The organism is Jeotgalibacillus sp. JSM ZJ347, assembly GCF_044383825.1.
In the GTDB taxonomy this organism is placed as follows: domain Bacteria; phylum Bacillota; class Bacilli; order Bacillales; family Jeotgalibacillaceae; genus Jeotgalibacillus.
Genome location: NZ_JBISEN010000002.1, coordinates 554,959 through 574,083, shown reverse-complemented (window position 1 = coordinate 574,083; position 19,125 = coordinate 554,959). Strand labels below are relative to the sequence as shown.

General features: G+C 43.6%; 20 protein-coding genes. 10 read left to right on the top strand and 10 right to left on the bottom strand.

Translation table 11 applies throughout. The annotated features are described in order from the left end of the window. Window positions 1-265: 265 nt before the first annotated feature. The gene (gene lipL / locus ACH6CZ_RS08610) at window positions 266-1,108 is read right to left on the bottom strand and encodes an octanoyl-[GcvH]:protein N-octanoyltransferase (protein WP_374097022.1); all 843 of its coding nucleotides are present in this window, start codon (window positions 1,106-1,108) and stop codon (window positions 266-268) included. Window positions 1,109-1,274: 166 nt separating this feature from the next. On the opposite strand from lipL, the gene ACH6CZ_RS08605 reads away from it, so the two are divergent. The 3 genes from ACH6CZ_RS08605 (at window position 1,275) to ACH6CZ_RS08595 (ending at window position 5,105) form a co-directional block, all read left to right on the top strand. Further along, on the top strand, window positions 1,275-2,360 hold the full coding sequence (locus ACH6CZ_RS08605) for a Fe(3+) ABC transporter substrate-binding protein (RefSeq protein WP_374097021.1): 1,086 nt from the start codon (window positions 1,275-1,277) through the stop codon (window positions 2,358-2,360). Between the two features lie 389 nt (window positions 2,361-2,749). Continuing rightward, window positions 2,750-4,390, top strand: coding sequence for an ABC transporter permease (locus tag ACH6CZ_RS08600; protein WP_374097020.1), 1,641 nt, complete (start codon window positions 2,750-2,752; stop codon window positions 4,388-4,390). Window position 4,391: 1 nt separating this feature from the next. After that, on the top strand, window positions 4,392-5,105 hold the full coding sequence (locus ACH6CZ_RS08595; protein ID WP_374097019.1) for an ABC transporter ATP-binding protein: 714 nt from the start codon (window positions 4,392-4,394) through the stop codon (window positions 5,103-5,105). A 237-nt stretch (window positions 5,106-5,342) separates the two neighbouring features. On the opposite strand, the gene pta is transcribed toward ACH6CZ_RS08595, so the two are convergent. Beyond that, window positions 5,343-6,314 carry a phosphate acetyltransferase gene (gene pta / locus ACH6CZ_RS08590; RefSeq protein ID WP_374097018.1) on the bottom strand — a complete coding sequence of 324 codons (972 nt, stop codon included), beginning with the start codon at window positions 6,312-6,314 and terminating at the stop codon, window positions 5,343-5,345. 581 nt (window positions 6,315-6,895) lie between these two features. On the opposite strand from pta, the gene hemQ reads away from it, so the two are divergent. Both hemQ and gerQ read left to right on the top strand, forming a co-directional pair. Continuing rightward, the gene (gene hemQ / locus ACH6CZ_RS08585) at window positions 6,896-7,645 is read left to right on the top strand and encodes a hydrogen peroxide-dependent heme synthase (protein ID WP_374097017.1); all 750 of its coding nucleotides are present in this window, start codon (window positions 6,896-6,898) and stop codon (window positions 7,643-7,645) included. 94 nt (window positions 7,646-7,739) lie between these two features. Next, window positions 7,740-8,123 (top strand): spore coat protein GerQ, encoded by a 384-nt coding sequence (gene gerQ / locus ACH6CZ_RS08580; protein WP_374097016.1) that lies wholly within the window; start codon window positions 7,740-7,742, stop codon window positions 8,121-8,123. 40 nt (window positions 8,124-8,163) lie between these two features. Here the strand turns inward: gerQ and ACH6CZ_RS08575 are convergent, their stop codons facing one another. The 4 genes from ACH6CZ_RS08575 to ACH6CZ_RS08560 form a co-directional block, all read right to left on the bottom strand. Continuing rightward, the gene (locus ACH6CZ_RS08575; RefSeq protein WP_374097015.1) at window positions 8,164-8,535 is read right to left on the bottom strand and encodes a DUF423 domain-containing protein; all 372 of its coding nucleotides are present in this window, start codon (window positions 8,533-8,535) and stop codon (window positions 8,164-8,166) included. Between the two features lie 409 nt (window positions 8,536-8,944). Beyond that, complete coding sequence (locus tag ACH6CZ_RS08570) at window positions 8,945-9,229, bottom strand: YwdI family protein (RefSeq protein WP_374097014.1); 285 nt, start codon at window positions 9,227-9,229, stop codon at window positions 8,945-8,947. Window positions 9,230-9,425: 196 nt separating this feature from the next. Continuing rightward, window positions 9,426-10,097: a uracil-DNA glycosylase gene (locus ACH6CZ_RS08565; RefSeq protein ID WP_374097013.1), complete on the bottom strand. Its 672-nt coding sequence runs from the start codon at window positions 10,095-10,097 to the stop codon at window positions 9,426-9,428. Window positions 10,098-10,111: 14 nt separating this feature from the next. Beyond that, entirely contained in the window at window positions 10,112-10,705 is a 594-nt protein-coding gene (locus ACH6CZ_RS08560; protein ID WP_374097012.1) for a DUF4230 domain-containing protein, read from the bottom strand. A gap of 226 nt (window positions 10,706-10,931) precedes the next feature. On the opposite strand from ACH6CZ_RS08560, the gene pdxK reads away from it, so the two are divergent. From pdxK to bshB2, 4 genes are all read left to right on the top strand, one after another. Then, entirely contained in the window at window positions 10,932-11,771 is an 840-nt protein-coding gene (gene pdxK, locus ACH6CZ_RS08555) for a pyridoxine/pyridoxal/pyridoxamine kinase (RefSeq protein WP_374097011.1), read from the top strand. A 70-nt stretch (window positions 11,772-11,841) separates the two neighbouring features. Next, entirely contained in the window at window positions 11,842-12,117 is a 276-nt protein-coding gene (locus tag ACH6CZ_RS08550) for a hypothetical protein (RefSeq protein ID WP_374097010.1), read from the top strand. Window positions 12,118-12,316: 199 nt separating this feature from the next. Continuing rightward, a complete protein-coding gene (locus ACH6CZ_RS08545) occupies window positions 12,317-12,667 on the top strand; it encodes a YojF family protein (RefSeq protein ID WP_374097009.1) in 351 nt (116 codons plus the stop codon). Window positions 12,668-12,689: 22 nt separating this feature from the next. Then, window positions 12,690-13,367: a bacillithiol biosynthesis deacetylase BshB2 gene (gene bshB2 / locus ACH6CZ_RS08540; protein ID WP_374097008.1), complete on the top strand. Its 678-nt coding sequence runs from the start codon at window positions 12,690-12,692 to the stop codon at window positions 13,365-13,367. Window positions 13,368-13,647: 280 nt separating this feature from the next. On the opposite strand, the gene ACH6CZ_RS08535 is transcribed toward bshB2, so the two are convergent. The 3 genes from ACH6CZ_RS08535 to sda all read right to left on the bottom strand — a co-directional run bounded on the left by ACH6CZ_RS08535 (window position 13,648) and on the right by sda (window position 15,802). Further along, window positions 13,648-14,583, bottom strand: a complete 936-nt coding sequence (locus ACH6CZ_RS08535) for an aminoimidazole riboside kinase (RefSeq protein ID WP_374097007.1) — start codon at window positions 14,581-14,583, stop codon at window positions 13,648-13,650. An 88-nt stretch (window positions 14,584-14,671) separates the two neighbouring features. After that, window positions 14,672-15,541 carry a Cof-type HAD-IIB family hydrolase gene (locus ACH6CZ_RS08530; RefSeq protein ID WP_374097006.1) on the bottom strand — a complete coding sequence of 290 codons (870 nt, stop codon included), beginning with the start codon at window positions 15,539-15,541 and terminating at the stop codon, window positions 14,672-14,674. Window positions 15,542-15,667: 126 nt separating this feature from the next. Then, on the bottom strand, window positions 15,668-15,802 hold the full coding sequence (gene sda / locus ACH6CZ_RS08525; RefSeq protein WP_374097451.1) for a sporulation histidine kinase inhibitor Sda: 135 nt from the start codon (window positions 15,800-15,802) through the stop codon (window positions 15,668-15,670). Between the two features lie 290 nt (window positions 15,803-16,092). Here sda and ACH6CZ_RS08520 point away from each other — a divergent pair, with 290 nt between their 5' ends. Further along, window positions 16,093-17,454: a YjiH family protein gene (locus ACH6CZ_RS08520; RefSeq protein ID WP_374097005.1), complete on the top strand. Its 1,362-nt coding sequence runs from the start codon at window positions 16,093-16,095 to the stop codon at window positions 17,452-17,454. A gap of 219 nt (window positions 17,455-17,673) precedes the next feature. Here ACH6CZ_RS08520 and ACH6CZ_RS08515 read toward each other — a convergent pair whose 3' ends face one another. Next, on the bottom strand, window positions 17,674-19,041 hold the full coding sequence (locus tag ACH6CZ_RS08515; protein ID WP_374097004.1) for an ATP-binding protein: 1,368 nt from the start codon (window positions 19,039-19,041) through the stop codon (window positions 17,674-17,676). Between the last annotated feature and the right edge of the window lie 84 nt (window positions 19,042-19,125).

Below are 19,125 nucleotides of genomic sequence, written 5' to 3'. Positions count from 1 at the left end.
TCCGACGGGCATAAGGCGTGGAGTGGACGCCTGATTTATGTGATCTGAAAGTGTGTGAATCTGATCTAAAAAACTGAGAATGTGATTCAGGAATTTGCGAATATGATCTGAGAAATCAACATTTCAAAAAATGTGACTTGAAAAAGTTAAAATCTGATTTGAAAAATCACGAATCCGACCCGAAATTTGATCAATATGATCCGAAATCACCCGCGACCGTATTCCAAAAAAGCAGAAGACCACATCCGGTCTTCCGCTCACTCTTTTACCTTCCTAACACACTCTCATTCCGCTTCACAACCCGGTCATAATAAGCCGCATACAGGTCCAGCTCTTCACCATTCAGTGAACCGGCTACCAGCTCGCCGCTGACTGACTTCAGTGCATTTAGAAATCGCAGCATGCCGTCCTGCACGGTGAGTTCAACGCCGAACAGTTCTGATAATGAGGCCATATCTTTCGGGTGGATGTCGGGATAACTGAATTTCGTCTCTTCTCCCTGAACCGCACGCTCATAGAAAAGACGCACAAGTTCCGCACGCTCAGACCCGCTGCCGTTCATACAGAGATAGATCTGTACCGCGATTCCCCCGCGCAGGCGTCTTTGAGATATACCGGCAAATTTTCTGCCATTTATACTTAAGTCATAGCTGCCCGGACAGTAGGAATGTATGATTTCGTACGCTTCAATTTCCCGACCGAAATCAGCAAACATTTCTTTTATAAGCGCATGCATAGCGTCATAGCCGCTATTAATATCAATTCCTTTATCTGCTTCAGAAAACACAAGTGAAATATTTAATACGCCTTCATCAAGCACCACTGCCAGACCGCCTGAATTCCGGACGATATAGCGCCATCCTTCGTTCTCAAGGAGCTTTAACCCCTCTTCTAAATGTGGTGTCCGGGCGTCCTGTGTGCCGAGTACAATTGTTTTGTGATGCACCCATGAGCGTGCTGTCGCAGGTGCCTTTCCGCTCCCTGAGGACGCACAAAGCGTATCGTCCATTGCAAATGACTGCAGCGCTTCAAACTCAAAGCCAAAACCTGACTGATCAATCACTCTCCATAAAGGCTGCTTTAACAGCGCCAAACCCTGATCTTCCATACTGATTCTCCTCTATGTCAAACTGAGAAAATTATATCACAGATACTCAATAGAAAACTTTTATACTACTTTACAAAAAGCTATTGACTTGAGAATGATTATCATTATAATTTGAATAGTGCTGATAATCATTTTCAATTAAATTTACATACAAGGAGTGTGCATCATGAGAAAGGCATGGTATCTATTTGGTTTAGCCCTGATTCTTGCAATCTTAACAGCTTGCGGAAATTCAGGTGAAGAGGAAGTAACAGAAGAAAACGGTTCTACAGACGATTCTGAAGCAACTGAGGAATCAGCTGGAGAAGTTAATCTTTATACTGGCCGTCACTACGAGACAGACCAGGCGCTTTACGATCAATTCACTGAAGAAACTGGCATTGAAGTAAACGTTATTCAAGGTAAAGATGATGAGTTAATCGCACGTCTTGAGCGTGAAGGTGTTGCATCTGAAGCTGACGTATTCATGACAGCTGACGCAGGACGCCTGCACCGCGCGAAAGATCTTGAACTGCTTCAGTCAATCGAAAGTGATACGCTGAATGAAAACATCCCGGAAAACCTTCGTGACACTGACAACCAGTGGTATGGTTTAACAAAACGTGCACGTGTCATCGTGTATAACCCGGAAAATGTAGACGCTGAAGAAATCCAGACATATGAGTCACTAACTGAAGAAGACATGGCAGGCCGCGTGCTGATCCGTTCTTCTGAAAACATCTATAACCAGTCACTTGTTGCATCTATGATTTCACTTAATGGTGAAGACGCTGCAAAAGAATGGGCTGAAGGCATTGTAAACAATATGGCACGCGACCCTGAAGGCGGAGACCGTGACCAGGCAAAAGGAATTGCTGCTGGTGAAGGTGATGTAGCTGTTATGAACACTTACTACCTTGGTCAAATGCTGAATTCTGAAGATGAAGAAGAAGTAAAAGTAGCTGAAAACCTTGAAGTTGTATTCCCTAACCAGGACACAACAGGTACACACGTTAACATCAGCGGTGCCGGTGTTACAGCAAGCAGCAAGAACACAGAGAACGCTCAGAAGTTTATCGAATTCCTATCTTCTGAAGCTGCTCAGAAAGAATTCTCTGCAGCAAACTATGAATACCCTGCCAACGAAAACGTTGAAGCTTCAGAGCTTCTGCAAAGCTGGGGCGAGTTCAAGGCTCAGGACATCAACCTGACTGAACTTGGAGAAAATAACGCACGTGCCCTTCAGATCATGAATGAAGTTGGCTGGAAATAAGATTATTTTGAGCTGTATTGCCTGATTTCAGGTGATGCAGCTTTTTTCAATCACCTTTTGTCTTATACCCATCACCCCTTAACGTCATTCAACCCACCCTTTTGTTTTTTCACCGACGGAAGACTGATGCTCTGCTTTTTCACGTCATCTCCTGTGATTTATCTATCATCTCCCCACTTTTTTCAACCACCCTTTCATTTTTCGCACTCAATCAGTCACACGCAATTTGTCTAAATCTTGACACAGTTAGCCACTTTTCGTTCGGTAATTCCTGCTAAATAAGCGTTTTCAACTATACAAAACAAATGAGAACTGTTATCATTATCAGGGAACGATTGCAAGCTTTTTTGTTTGTACATTGAATTGCAGATTTTAAGGACGTGTCCAGCTTGAAGGTGTTTCGAAAAATACCAGGTTATCTGAATATCTGGTCACTCTTAAGCTTAATCATTGTTATTCTGATTTTGCTGCCGAACTTAACAATTTTAATTAACTTTTTTACTGAGAAAGCAGAAAACTGGGCACATATCCAGGAGTTTATTCTACCTGACCTGTTAAAAAATACAGGTTTAATTATGTTATTTACCGGATTATTCACGATTTTAGTCGGTACGAGTCTTGCTTGGCTTGTATCTGCGTATGATTTTCCGATGAAGAAATTTTTTAAGTGGGCGCTTATACTGCCGCTTGCGATCCCGCCTTTTATCGCAGGATATACCTATAACGGCATCCTCGATTATACCGGTGTGATCCAGACGACGCTCAGGAACAACTGGGATATCTCGATTAACCAGTCATATGTCAATATCCTGAACCTGCCTGGTGCAGTATTTATTTTCACAATGTTTCTATTTCCTTATGTATATACGATTACACGCGCTTTCCTTGCGCATCAGTCCGCTTCACTTGTTGAAAACGCGCGGCTGCTTGGGAGGAATTCCTGGGAAATCTACTTCAAAGTTGTGCTCCCGATCTCGCGTGGCGCCATTGTGGGCGGTGTCAGCTTAGTCCTGCTTGAAGTGTTAAATGATTACGGTCTTGTACAGTATTTCGGTGTTCCGACATTCAGCACAGCCATTTTCCAGACCTGGTTTGGCATGAATGATCTGAACTCAGCGATCAAGCTTGCTGCAACACTAATGTTTATCGTTTTCGCTATCCTGATTCTTGAAAAAGTGCTGCGCGGGCGAAAGAAATACAGTTCAACCACAGCTAAGTCCAGACCGCTGACGCCTATCAAGCTAAAAGGGTCAAAAGCATGGATTGCTTTTGGCTATTGCCTGTTCATTTTCATGCTTGCATTCCTGATTCCATTTATTCAAATGGTCGACTGGATGATCTTAACTTTTGAAAAGATTGCATCAGCTGAGTTTATCTCGTTTATTACAAACTCTGTAACGGTATCCTTTATTGGCGCCGCACTTGTAATGGTATTTGCAGTCATCATTGCAAACTTTGCAAGAATGCATCAGAGCTTTGTCTCAAAATCAGCTGCACGCATTACCATTCTTGGATATTCAATCCCCGGAGCAGTCATTGCCGTCGGGATCAGTACAATCTTTATTGATCTTGATAAATGGCTGTTTGCTTTTTACGAGACAATGGGGATGGAAGCATCACTTTTCTTGAGTACAAGTTTATTCATTCTGATTTCAGCGTATATTATTCGCTTCCTTGCGATCGGCTACAATTCAGTTGAAGCCGGATTTGATAAAATCGGAAATAAATATACTGAAGCGTCCAGGATGCTTGGTGAAAACCTGACAAAAACGTTTTTCAAAGTGGACCTGCGTATGATAAAAGTTCCGCTGATCAGCGGCTTTATCCTGGTCTTTATCGATATTTTAAAAGAACTCCCGTTAACCCTGATTTTACGACCTTTTAACTTTGACACTTTAGCCACTAAAGCTTATCAGTACGCCAGTGACGAACAAATCCATGAGGCATCTCTTGCTTCAATTTTGATTGTCGTCATCAGCGGTATTGCGATTTATATCTTCCATCAAGTTTTAGAAAAGGAGCCGAATTAGTATGTTCGTCGAAATCAAAGACCTATGCTTTTGTTATGGAAAAGCGAAAACAAACACAATTAACCATTTTCATTTAGAAATTGAACAGGGTGAAATCATTTCAATTCAGGGTGATAGCGGCAGCGGGAAAAGTACAATCCTTCGCCTGCTTTGCGGTCTTGAAGTCCCTTCTTGCGGCAAAATCTCAATTGACGGTGCAGTGATGACGGATGACCGCCGCTTCGTACTTCCTGAAAAGCGCGGAATCGGCATGGTATTCCAGGATTACGCCCTGTTTCCACATATGACTGTGCTTGAGAACATTCAATTCGGCTTAAAAAAGCTCAGCCGCCGCGAAAGAAAGCAGCGCGCTGAGGAAGTACTTGAGCTTGTTAATATGACGACCTATGCAAAACGCTATCCGCACGAATTAAGCGGCGGGCAGCAGCAGCGCATTGCGCTCGCACGTGCGCTTGCACCTAAGCCATCTCTTCTATTACTTGATGAGCCATTCAGTAACCTGGATGCCGGACTGCAGATTAAAATTCGCAGTGAGCTGAGAGAGATTATTAAGAGTACTGGCATTACATCTATCTTTGTCTCACATGACCTCGAAGACTCTAAAGCAATTGCTGACCGGATCGTCACCATGCGTGACGGTGCCGCTCACGACTGGGAGTCGATCTGTACGACGAAGAAAGAACAGCCTGAGCTTCATTTGGTTGAAATGAAATAATATTTTTGAACAGCGGAGCACAGGTCTCCGCTGTTTTTTGTTGCAATCAGTTATGGGTGTGATGACAGTCGGCTGGGCTGATACCACTCTCAGGCGGCATCATACAGCACTCAATCCGGGTGTATCACTACCTCAAGAAGGATGATACGACGTTCAACCAGACTTATATGACACTTACCAGTAAAACCACGCAAAAATCCCCCGCCTGATCACTCAGACGGGGGATTCATCTATATTTTATAGTGACTGACCTGCAGTAATTAACGCAAGCTTGTATACATCTTCTTCGTTACATCCGCGTGAAAGGTCATTCACCGGTGCGTTCAGTCCCTGTAGGATTGGGCCAACTGCTTCGAATCCGCCAAGGCGCTGTGCAATTTTGTAACCGATGTTACCAGCTTCAAGGCTTGGGAATACAAATACATTTGCATCACCCTGGATCTCTGAATCCGGCGCTTTACTTTTCGCTACCGAAGGAACGAAAGCTGCATCGAACTGGAATTCACCATCAAGTGTCAGCTCAGGGTTCGCTTCTTTTGCAATCTTAATTGCGTCCGTTACCTTTTCAGTTTCAGGTGATTTCGCTGAACCTTTTGTTGAGAAGCTCAGCATCGCAACGCGTGGGTCCACATCGAACATTTCAGCAGTCTTTGCACTTTCAAGCGCAATTTCAGCAAGGTCATTGCTGTCCGGTGAAATGTTGATTGCGCAATCAGCAAATACGTACTTTTCATCGTCACGTACCATGATGAATACGCCTGATGTCTTTTTCACGCCTTCTTTTGTTTTAATGATCTGTAGCGCCGGGCGCACTGTATCTGCAGTTGAATGTGCTGCACCACTTACCAGACCATCTGCACGGTTTGTGTAGACAAGCATTGTGCCGAAGTAGTTTTCATCTAAAAGAATCTCACGTGCCTGTTCTTCAGTTGCCTTCCCTTTACGGCGCTCAACGAATGAAGAAACAAGTGCATCAAATTCCGGGTATGATGCCGGATCAACGATGTCACATCCATCTAAACTCATGCTTGCTTCATCTGCTTTTTCAGCAATGGTGTTCGGGTTACCGACTAGGATTGGTGTTAAGATATTTTCTGCTGCAAGACGGCCTGCTGCTCTTAGAATACGTTCGTCAGATCCTTCAGGAAATACGATACGGCGTTCTTTACCTGATAATTTCTCTTTTAATCCTGTGAATAAATCGCTCATGATTCATCCTCCTAAATTGGTCTCTACTTGTAAGCATACCCCATCTGTAAGTGAATTCAACCAATAGCTTTTATGTCAACGTTTTCATTAGAAAAGTTTTTGTTTTCCGACAATTTTAAGGAAAATGAGTATAGGTAACCGATTATTTCCGCTTCAGGGGGACGCTTTCCGCAGGGTCGGCGGTGAGCCTCCTCGCGCTTCGCACTGCGGGGTCTCACCTGTCCGACTTCTCCTGCTGGAGTCGCCCCCTTCCGCTACAATAATCTCAATGTAGTTATTTAAAAATAAAAGTATATAAAACCTCTCTTACTATTTAAAATGATGGAATGCATAAATTCACTCAGCTGATTGCAGTGGAAGGCGGGGGACTCCGGGACAGCGGGAAACTGAGACCCCGCAGGCGGAGCCGAGGAGGCTTAGCAACCACCATCCGGAAAGCCTCCCGCCTGGAACGGAAATCAGCGGTACCAAAAGTACAACAATTTCATGAACCCTTCCTCCCTCATTAGCTGTCCCTGTTCCCTTTATGATAAGATAGAATCAGTGAGTTTATATGACATTTCATTTAGGAGTGACTGAATATGAGTGAAGCGGCAACTACGCTGGATGGCTGGTATGGCCTGCATGATTTTCGTAAGATGGACTGGACTTCGTGGAAGCAGCTGACGAGCGATGAGCGCACAGCGGCAATTAATGAGTTCCAGCAGTTTTTAAAGAAGCTGAATGATGTACAGGATCAGGACCTAGGCAGTCATTCGTTCTATTCAATTGTTGGGCAGAAGGCAGATTTCGTATTATTTATTCTGCGTCCGACAATGGAAGAGCTGAATGACCTTGAGAATGAATTTAACAAATTAACAATAGCTGATTATACAATACCTACTTATTCGTATGTATCTGTTGTTGAGCTTGGAAGCTATGGTTCTAAGGATTCTGATGAAGATCCATATCAAAACCCTTATGTGAGATCACGTCTGTATCCGAAGCTGCCAAAAGCGAAGCACATCTGCTTCTATCCAATGGATAAAAAGCGTGAAGGCAATGATAACTGGTACATGCTTTCTATGGAAGACCGTAAAAAGCTGATGTATGACCACGGCATGATCGGCCGTCAGTATGCCGGCAAGATCAAACAGATTATCTCAGGCTCAGTCGGCTTTGACGATTGGGAATGGGGCGTAACGCTTTACGCGGATGATGTGCTGCAGTTTAAGAAAATTGTATATGAAATGCGTTTTGATGAAACAAGTGCGCGCTACGGTGAATTTGGTGCGTTCTATGTGGGTAACCTGCTTGAAGATGAGGACCTGCCGAAGTTTCTTCACGTGTAAAACCATCCCTCCAGTCAAATATGGCTGGAGGTTTTTTTATGTATAAAATCGTATTGCCCTTCATATTGTGTAATTGATTGGAGGGAGGTTCACAATGACAATGAATCCATCTTATTCTACGGGACAGTACGGTACAGGGCAGTACGGCGGCGGTTACTACCCAAATTATCCATACTACTATGGTCAGCAACAACCGGCTCAGCAGCCGGCACGTCCGCGCATTGAGGAATCGTATATTGAAAATATCTTCAGACTGAATCGCGGGAAGCCAACGACTGTCTACATGACATTTGAAAACAACAAGGATTGGAACGCTAAGATTTTTAAGGGTATTATCGAAGCCGCAGGACGTGATCACCTGATTTTAAGTGATCCGAATACCGGTAAAAGATATCTGCTACCGCTCATCTATCTGGATTATGCAACGTTTGATGGGGAAATTGAGTACGAATATCCTTTTAATAATGCAGGACAGTAAGACAAAAAGAGAGCCCGGAATTCCGGACTCTCTTTACTCATTATAGAACCTTCGCCATTGCAATAATCAGACAAACCCATCCGCCTAAGAATAATAGACCGCCGATTGGTGTGATGGCACCTAATACACTGATTCCTGTCAGACTTAATACATAAAGGCTTCCTGAGAAGAAAACAATTCCCGCGACAAATAGCCAGCCTGCTGTGCCAAAGAGGCCTGATGCAGGAAGCGTACCGATTAAGACACCGGTAATTAAAATCGCTGTTGCGTGGAACATCTGGTATTGCACGGCTGTGTTCCATGTATCAAGATATTTCGGCTCTACTCTGCCTTCAAGCGCATGTGCACCAAAGGCTCCAAGCGCGACTGATAAAAATGCGTTTATTGCACCAATGATTAATAGTATTTTCATTTGAGACTTCCTTTCTAGTATGGAGCTTATAACCGCTGATGGTTTCCGTGGGGGACTGCGCTTTCCTGCCCCCGGACGGTGAGCTTCCTCAGGCTTCGCCTTGCGGGATCTCACCTGCCCTTTTCCGGGGCGGGAGTCTCCGTCTCCCACTCCAACCATCAGCTCAGTGTGACAAACTATAAATTCAGTAGTTATTTAGGTTTGGATAAGTTCAGCTACAGCCACGTAAAGGTTCTCAGATATAGCAATTCTATTCCAATTTGCACGAACCTCAGCTCAGAATGTAGCGATACACCCGGCAACTTGTAGCAATCTACGTCTATCTTGTAGCAGTTCTCGCTTAGCTTGTAGTAATTACCAAATGAGCGCCGTCCCCCACGGAAAGGACAAGCGTTTTTATGCAATCAATTTAAAAATCAAACAACGAATCGCCATTGCCGCCGTCTGTTTCGATTGGCTTTTCCTGCAGCGGGCTTGGCTGCTGGTAGGATTGCATCTGCTGTGGCTGAGCAGGCGGCTGAACCGGAGTCGGCTGTTGTCTTACAGGGGCTGACGTTTCCTCCTGCCCGAGTGCAAGCTCGCACAATGTCTGGATGGAACGCAGATGCTCGCGCTGGCGTCCCGGCGCTGCTCCCTGTGCTTTATTTGCTTCCTGCGATATTTTCTGCAGGAGCTGTTCATATGAAATATTCATCTTGATCTCCTTCCCTTCGGCTCGAATGCGTAGCACGGATGCCCGGATGCTCTGAAGACTTCTAATGAAGGAAGGTGTTTTGTTTTAAATCCATGTGCTTTGCATCCTTTTGGAAAATTCGGATCCCAGGTTACATAATAGTATTTACATGCATTGCAGTTAATACGCTTTGATTCAGTCAAAACGGATGCCTCCTTCAATCAAGTGACCAGTCGATCGGGTCGATCCCATGCTTATGCAGAAATGCGTTCGTTTTGGAAAATGGCTGACTGCCGAAGAACCCTCTGTGAGCAGCAAGCGGGCTTGGATGAGGCGATTTTATAATCAGATGCTTATCTGTATCGATCAATTTACTTTTAGCCTGAGCGGGCTTGCCCCATAGAATAAATACAAGCGGCTCTTCTCTTTCACCAAGCAGCCGGATCGCTTCATCAGTGATCTGTTCCCAGCCTTTTCCTTTATGAGAGTGGGCCTGTCCTTCCTTCACTGTCAGCACTGTGTTAAGTAATAGAATACCTTCATCTGCCCACTTTGTTAAATCACCGGACTTAGGTGGGTCAACATCTACATCTTCCTTCAGTTCTTTAAAAATATTCTGCAGTGATGGCGGAATTTTCGTGCCTTCCTGAACCGAGAAGCTCAGTCCATGTGCCTGCCCTTCTCCATGATACGGATCCTGACCTAAAATGACCGCTTTCACTTTATGAAAAGGTGTTCTTTTGAATGCTTCATAAATATCATTCATTGGTGGAAACACTTTACCTGAGCCGTATTCCTGCTTAAGAAATTCTCTTAACTGCTGGTACTCCGGTTCATCAAAGACCGGCTGAAGCTGATCCTGCCAATCATTTTGTATATTTACACCCATATATGATCACCTCATTATTCGAATGTTATATCTGCGTCATATCCCGTGAATTCAAAGAACTCTTCTAATGCCAGTTCAGCATTCATTTCTGCACGTTCAAGTACACCCTGATCAATCGCCTCTTTTTTCATTTTCTCCTGTGCTGCAGCTGCAAAACCAACACTTTCTTCAAGGTTCACATTGCTTCGGAAGATTCCTTTTGTCGTGAAAGTTTCCACTTCATCCATCTGGATGGCAGGCTCCTGAAGCAGCGTTGCACGCGGCAGTGTAAGGGAAACTGTTTTATTTTCTTCATCTACTTTAACATCTTCTTCTGAGAGCTGGTCCATATTTACACCTGCGAGGACTGTTCCAGGAACGACCATAAAGACTCTTCGTTCTGTACCAGGCAGGTTAAAATTAATGTCCCAACCTAATACTTCGTTATCTTCCTCGTCTATAACTGTTTTAACGAAAGCCTGTGAAGTTGCCAGCGCATTCATATCTTTAATCTGTTCAACGAAGGTCGCTGAGCGTTGATTGTTGTCACTGGCTACATATTGATAACCGAAGAAACTTACTCCGGCAAGTAACATGATAAATAAGATTGCAAGAATTATATTTTTCATTTCATCACCATTTAATAGCCCTAAGGCATTAGATTTTTATTACCATCACTCATTATACGGAATTTGCCGAACGTTGGAAACCTGTTCCTTATTTCTCACGACAACCCAGGCTTTCCAGGGACATAACTTTGTCAAAATTCATCACTATTTCCCGGGAAATGCAGGACGTTTTCAAACATTCTTCGCCCGTGCTATGATGTAAGAAATAATCTTTGGAGGGTTTTTTATGTCTTTAAATAAAACGTTAACAATTGCAGGATCAGATACCAGCGGCGGTGCCGGCATTCAGGCTGACCTCAAGACTTTTCAGGAGCACGGAACTTACGGGATGACGGCTCTTACAACGGTCGTAACAATGGATCCGTCAAATCACTGGGCACACAACGTTCACCCCCTTCCGATCGATACACTAAAAGCCCAGATTGACACTGCCCTGTCTACAGGCATCTCCGCACTGAAAACAGGTATGCTCGGATCAGTGGAAATCATTGAAACGGCAGCTCAGGCAATCGACCGCTCTGAAACAGACAAAGTCGTCATTGATCCAGTTATGGTTTGTAAAGGTGAAGATGAAGTGCTCCATCCTGAAACAGTAGGTGCGATGCAGGAGCATCTTCTGCCACGCGCGATGGTCGTTACACCTAACCTGTTTGAAGCATGGCAGCTGTCAGGTGTCGGACCAATCCGTACCATTGAGGATATGAAAGCTGCTGCAGCAAAAATAGTGGAAAAAGGTGCGAAATCTGTTGTGGTAAAAGGCGGTAAGCAGCTCGAACACGATAAGGCAGTTGACCTACTTTATGACGGAGAAACATTTACTTTACTTGAAGCTAAAAAAGCAGATACTTCTTACAATCACGGCGCAGGCTGTACATTCGCTGCAGCGATTACAGCAAACCTTGCCAATGGCCTTGAACTGAAGGAAGCTATTTCAAACGCAAAAGAATTTGTCACATCAGCGATTCATCACGGCTGGCGCTTAAATGAATATGTTGGACCTGTTATGCACGGGGCACACAGCCGTTTTGGCAAAGTGACTGTGCATAAAGAAACATTGAAAGCATAATGAAAAGTTTAGTTTTACTATTTTAAGGAATATACAAAGAAAATAATGATTCCTTAAATGAGGTGAAACAATGATTAACTTTATTATCGCACTCGCTGTCGTACTTGGTGTGTTTGGCGGCTTTTATCTGATCACAGGTTCGCTTGCTGTTTCTGCCATAGCCGGACTGATCGGAGGTATCATTGCAGTCATTGCTGCCGCTTTTTATACCGGGCAGCGCAACCAGCAGATTAAACAAAATAACGAAGCACCACTTCATACAGACCGGACACCGGAAAGAGAGAACAAATCAGGCTATCAGCCGGAGCAGGAAAACGAACGTAAAATTAAAGATCCGACCAAATAACAAAAAGCCGCCCGTGCGGCTTTTTGTTATTTACCGTCCTGATTGAAGCCACTGGTGATTCCCGATACAATCAACAGCTGCGTTAAAATAACACTTAATTTCAACATAGCTTATTATTACGAAGGCCAAACAGCCTTTTCGCATTCCGGAAAGTTTTGAAGTAAAATAGAGCATATGATTAAAGGCAAGGAGGAGCATCATGGAGCCTGTCAAAATTGACGACGTACAACAATTGATTAATCGTTTTGCTAACAAAGAAGTATATATCCATTTAGAAACAACAAACGGGTCATACGCTTCTCATTTCGATGAAAAGTTCTTTAATGCAGGGGCTTTTATCAGAAATGCAAAAGTAGAATATGAGCTTGGTAAGATTATCGGTGACCCGCCATCAAGAGTCGGGTTAAAGCTCGGAAACCTTGGATGGATATACGCACAGGGCATTACACATTATGAGCTTGATGATAAAGGCAGGCTGCTGATGGCAGGACATGACCATCAAGGTAAGCTTGCCGTATCACTTCAAATCAGCGAAACACCTTTTGAGTAACAGGAAGGAAGGAGTCAGACAGATGATTGAAAAAGAGAATCACGTATTAGTCGTGTTCCCTCACCCGGATGATGAAGCGTTCGGCGTGTCCGGCACGATTGCATCTCATATCCAAAGTGGGACAGGCGTTACTTACGCATGCCTGACACTGGGTCAAATGGGAAGAAATCTTGGCAATCCGCCATTTGCAACAAGAGAATCTCTCCCTGAAATCCGCAAAAAGGAACTGAAAGCCGCTGCAAGTGCAATGGGGCTGACTGATTTGCGCATGATGGGGCTGCGTGATAAAACAGTAGAATTTGAAGATGATGAATATATGGTTGAAATGATGGAATCCCTTATTAAAGAAACCAAGCCTTCACTCATCATCACATTCTACCCGGACTATTGCGTTCACCCTGACCATGAAGCAACTGCACGCGCAGTCATCAGAGCCGTGCACCGTATGGAAAATCGCCCTAAACTTCACTGTGTTGCATTTGCAAATAACACTGCAGAAAAACTTGGCGAACCTGATGTCATTAATGATGTGACAGACGTTATGGACGTAAAGTTAAACGCCATGCGTGCCCACATCTCACAAACCGCCTGGATGCTTGAAGACCTTGAGAAGAGACTCGGGGAAAATGATCCTGAGGCGATTCAGTGGGTCACTCAGGAAAGGTTTTTCAAATATCGCTTTGACCAGGGGTATGAATAGTAAAGCGGAAGATGACGGTATGGTATACCTGATCGAATAATTAAAAAGGTGATAGAATTACCGGATGACCTGACGTAATAATCTATCACTCACGTCTCGCAGGTTGAATCCATCACATTGCTGATGCAATAAACAGTAGACGTGATGGAATAATCTTAATTGCTGATAGAATAGTCAGTCCGTACAGTACCACCTTATTTGACCTCTCATCACATTTGGTTTTCATATAAAAAAAGCCCGTCTGGTACCGACGAAAAGTCGGTCGCCAAACGGGCTTTTCTTATGCTTTCCTTAACTCATCAATCGTCGGCAGTGCAGTCATCGCACCCTTCACGGAAGCAGCCAGTGCACCTGAACGACTTGCAAGCTCAACCATTTCGACCGCTTTTTCCATTTTCAGGTCACGCACTTCTCCTTCATATTCGTGAAGTGAATACAGGAGGCCGGATACAAATGCATCACCCGCGCCTGTTGTATCGACTGCCTGAACTTTATTAGCCGGGACGTGACGCGTTTCGTTATGTGTAAAGACCCAGCTGCCTTCTGCACCCATAGTGATCAGCAATAGCGGAATGCCAAATTGCTTCATGACTTCAGCACCTTTTTCAATATCAGCCGTACCTGTTAAGAATTCCAATTCATCTTCTGAAATCTTGACGACGTCAGCCTGATCCAGCATCGAAGAAATCGTTTCACGCGCATCTTCTTCATTTGGCCACAGAGACATGCGAAGATTTGGATCATAGGAAATGATCATTCCTTTTTCACGCGCCAGTTCAACCGCTTTTTTTGTTGCGGTTTTTGAAGGTTCGCTGATCATTGAAATCGATCCGAAGTGCAGGACTCTTGCTTCTTCAAACAGCGCCTCATTTAATTCTTCCGCCTTTAAAAACCGGTCAGCGCTTGGGTCTATGTAAAAGTCAAAGCTGCGTTCACCGTTATCAAGTGTCACGAATACAGCGCCGGTGCGGTGTTCCTGATCAAAATGCATGTAATTCGTGTTAACACCGTAATCCTTTAACGTACGCGCAAGAAATCTGCCAAGTACGTCATCTCCCACTTTTCCCGCAAAATAAGATGGCAGACCAAGACGCGCTACGCCTACTGCTACATTAGCCGGTGCACCACCCGGACTTTTATAATAATAGTCATTTGTTTCATCTGTTGGAATAAAATCAATTAACGCTTCACCTAATGAAACAACACCTTTTTTCATTTGAGATCCTCCTGTGACGATATAATAGTTAAAAGTTTATCATATTAAATAAAAATAAGCCGCTTCCAGTACAGGAAACGACTCATCATTATACCCTTGCTTCTGTCTCCGTCAATTTCCGGATTGCTTTTGCAACACCTTCTTCACGGTTTGTGGAAGTGGTGTACTTGCAAATCTGCTGAATATCTTTCGGTGCATTGCCCATCGCAACTGACCAGCCAGCGAGTTTCATCATCGACACATCATTGTAATTGTCACCAATCGCCATGACATCCTCTGTCTTGATACCGCGCTGGTTCACATACCATTCAAGTGCAAGCCCTTTTTGTGCATCCACACTTGTAATTTCCAGGTTTTCTTTACCCGATGAGCTGATTGCAAGCCCGCCCATCTGGTTCAGTGCTTCTTTCACCTGCTTCAGTTTTTCCGGCTTTGATGAAAAGGCGAGGAACTTATAGACTGTTTCAGATGAATTGAATACATCATGGTAATCATCCACTACATGTACATGTCCATCGTCATAACGGTTTTCAGCCTCTTCTTTCACATGCGGAAGTGGTGTATCCGGATTTGATGTCAGGAAAATATCTATTAGTAACTGAATGCCGTGTTCTCTATGGTTTGTATACGTACCATTTTCAGTATAGATTTCAAAATATACATCGAGCTTTTCAAGAGCATTTGCTGTCGCCTCAGCTTTTTCAGCACTCAGTCCTTTTTTGTACAGCTGTTTGCCCTCTGTGTCGCGAATCTCCGCGCCATTTACAACGATTAATGGGAGTGAGAGCCCTGCGTCTTTGATTGGTAAAACCGCTTCTTTATATGATCTGCCGGTTGCAATAATCACTTCAATTCCGGCATCCTTTGCTTCTTTAATCGCCTGAATCGTTTCCTGTCCTACTTCATGACTGCCATTCAGCAGTGTGCCATCCATATCAGATGCAATTAGCTTAATCATCTCTTCACCTTCTTGTATTTGATTGGACCATTGTATCATAGCGCATTCATTGGAAACCTTTTCAGTGCTCAGTCTTTACAAATTTTATACAATTGGATGCAAAATAAAAACAGCAGATGACTGCTGTTAAGAACACATTAGCGCACGAAGTCCGCGTTTCTCCACTTCTCTTTCAAGTAATTGGATAAAATCCTTCGTCAGATTCAGTTTTTTAGCTGATTCAAGGGCTTCCAATAATTTTTCATTTGATAAATGACCCATTGTATTCACTTATTCCCACCTCAACTTCGTTTTCTATATGTTAAAGATATTTTCCCCAGATCTTTCTCTTGTTAAACTTATTTATTTTGAAAAATATGTGAAATGCAACCAGTATGATCTCAGTAATTTCGTTGCTTATCAGGTTTGAAAGTGTTTAAATTAAATTGGAAGCGCTTACGTTAATTTTTCAAAGTTAATCATTGATTTCAAAGGGGGTGTGAATTAAAATTGAATCTGGCTTATTTTTATTCACTGCTAATTATACAGACCATTCATAAAGGAGAACAATGATGAATACTTTTACAGCAAAAGACTACTTACGCTTTATTATCCCATCTGTTATCGGGATTTTTCTATTCATGATGCCTCTCCCTTCAGGAGAAGCAGTGACGATTCCAATTGCGATTTTATCTGATTGGCTTCAGGGATTGATTGGCGGTGCGATCCCGGCGATTATGACGTTTATTATTGTCATTACCGCAGTTTTATCATTACTGGCACGTGCTGCAAAACCGGTATATATCACTGACAACGATTTTAGAAATACACTGTTTAATGTGTCGTGGTTCTGGGTGGTTGTGCGCATTCTTGCTGCAGTTTTTGCACTCATTACATTTTTCCAGATCGGGGGAAGTTCAACTGAACTGATCTGGTCTGAATATACCGGTGGACTGCTGCTTGGGGAAGGCGGTCTGATTACACTATTATTCTCTTTATTCCTATTTGCAGGATTATTCCTGCCATTACTATTGAACTTTGGATTATTGGAATGGTTTGGTACACTGATGGCAAAAGTCATGCGTCCACTATTCAAGCTTCCTGGCCGTGCTTCAATTGATTCTCTTGCTTCGTGGCTTGGAGACGGTACGATCGGGGTTATGCTGACAAATAAACAGTATGAAGAAGGACATTATTCAAAACGTGAAGCTGCAGTGATTGGTACAACGTTCTCTGTCGTTTCAATTACATTCAGTATTGTTGTCATCGAAACTGTTGGTCTTTCATCTTACTTTGTACCGTTTTATCTGACGGTTGCATTTTCAGGACTTGTCGCAGCGATCATTATGCCGCGAATCCCACCGTTATCCTTGAAAAAGAAAACCTACATTACGGAAGCGGAAGAAGAGGATTCGCTTGAAGATGTTCCTGATCACAAGTCACGCCTGCAGCACGGAACTGAAATGGCCATTGAGACTGCCAGAAAAAATAACAGCGTCGGTTATTTCTTTAAGAGCGGAATGAAGAATGTGCTTGATATGTGGCTTGGTGTCGCACCGGTTGTTATGGCATTCGGTACGGTTGCACTGATTCTTGCAGAAGAAACAAGCTTCTTCGTCATTCTCGGTACACCATTTGTGCCGATCTTAGAATTGTTACAGATTCCTGAAGCTGCAGATGCTGCTCAGACAATGGTTGTCGGCTTTGCGGATATGTTCCTGCCGGCCATTATTGGGGCGGATATTTCATCTGAAATGACACGCTTCATTATTGCAGCAGTATCTGTTACTCAATTAATCTATATGTCTGAAGTCGGTGGCGTGCTGCTCGGCTCAAAGGTACCGGTTAACTTCCTGGATCTTGTGCTGATTTTCCTTCTGCGTACACTGATTACACTGCCAATTATCGCAGGTATTGCTCATCTTTTATTCTAACAAAATACAAAGGCCATATTAAAGTTGGCTGTTGATTGTAGCTCCAGGGGGGACGCTTTCCGCAGGATCGGCGGTGAGCCTCCTCGCGCTTCGCACTGCCCCACCTGTCCGATTTCTCCTGCTGGAGTCGCCCCCCTTCCGCTACAATCAACAGCTGTGCAATGACAAAATGGCATTGAATGAATATAGCTTAACTTCTAAACATATACAAAAAGACACTTACGACGTTGTAAGTGTCTTTTTCTTTGAATAGAGTGGCAGCTGCACAATGGCGTTCGTTCCGCCCTCAGGCAGGTTCTCAAATGCAAGTGAGCCTCCGTGGGCATGGACAATCCGGTGACAGACTGTCAAACCGAGCCCCATTCCTTTTTCTTTCGTTGTATAAAAAGCCTCTGAGACCTTTTCAATCATCTCTTCCGGAATACCAGGGCCGCTGTCGCGCAGTTCAATCTGAATTTCATCCCCCTGTACAGAAGGCTTAATTAAAATCTCACCGTTTTCCTCGATCGCTTCAATACTGTTTTTCACTAAATTCATGAACACCTGCACGATCTGATTGCGGTCACCGTATACATATTTATCTTCGTGATTTAACCGGCTGACTTGAATATCGATGTTTTTCGATGCTGCCTGGTGCTTCATAAAATTAATGACGTATTCGACTGAATCACAGATCGAGAACTGCTCATGCTTTTTAATTTCCGGCTTTGAAAGAATCAGCAGCTCTTCTGTAATCGCATGGATACGGTCAATCTCTGATGCCATCAGACGAACGCGCTCTTCGGTTAATGAGCCCGATTCCTGCATCAGCTGAACGTACCCTTTCAAACTGGTCAGTGGATTTTTAATTTCATGCGCAATACCTGATGCCAGCTCACCTGCGACAGAAAGCTTTTCTCTTCTCAACAGCTGCTCTTCAGCCGCTTTTTGCTGGGAGATGTCACGTCCGATCGTAATCAACGCTTTCCGGCTGCCGTCTTGATGAAAAATAGGCACTTTAATTACATCAAAGGACTTATATTCACCTGATTCCACATAAAAAGATTCCTCACTCCGGTCAGTTTCTCCCTTTTGCCAGGTTTGTTCATCCGTTACTACACAATAATCAAACGCTTCCTTGAAAAATGGGTTCACATCCCCAAGCTCAGCATCCGTTTTACCAATGTAGTGCTTTCCTTTTAGCCCATAAAGCTCAAGTCCGAAGTCATTCGTTCTGATCCATCTTCCTTTACCGTCTTTAAAGCAGACAAAATCAGGCATTGACTGGATCATCGCAGACATTTTAAACTCTTCTTCCTCCATATCCTTAAAAAGGTTTCTGAGCGCTGAAGCCCGCCTGTAAATCATAAACGCAAGCCACAGCAGAATAATTGCCACAGCCACTTCTATTACAATATAGGTTGCAGTAGAAAACCAGCCGTTATAACCTGCCATAATAAAGATAATCTGTACAACAAAAACAAGTCCAATAATTCCAATCAGACCTCTTATTTGCGAAAACGTATAGGATTGCAGCATTTTCATCACCTGCCAATCATTAAAATAATTCCACCACAACTCGTATGTATATGGTAATGATTTACTCATAACAGCCCCAAAAAGAACCATACAATACTCATATCATACCATGTCGGATTTTGAAGGAAAAGGTCGAAGCAGTGTTATGCTTAT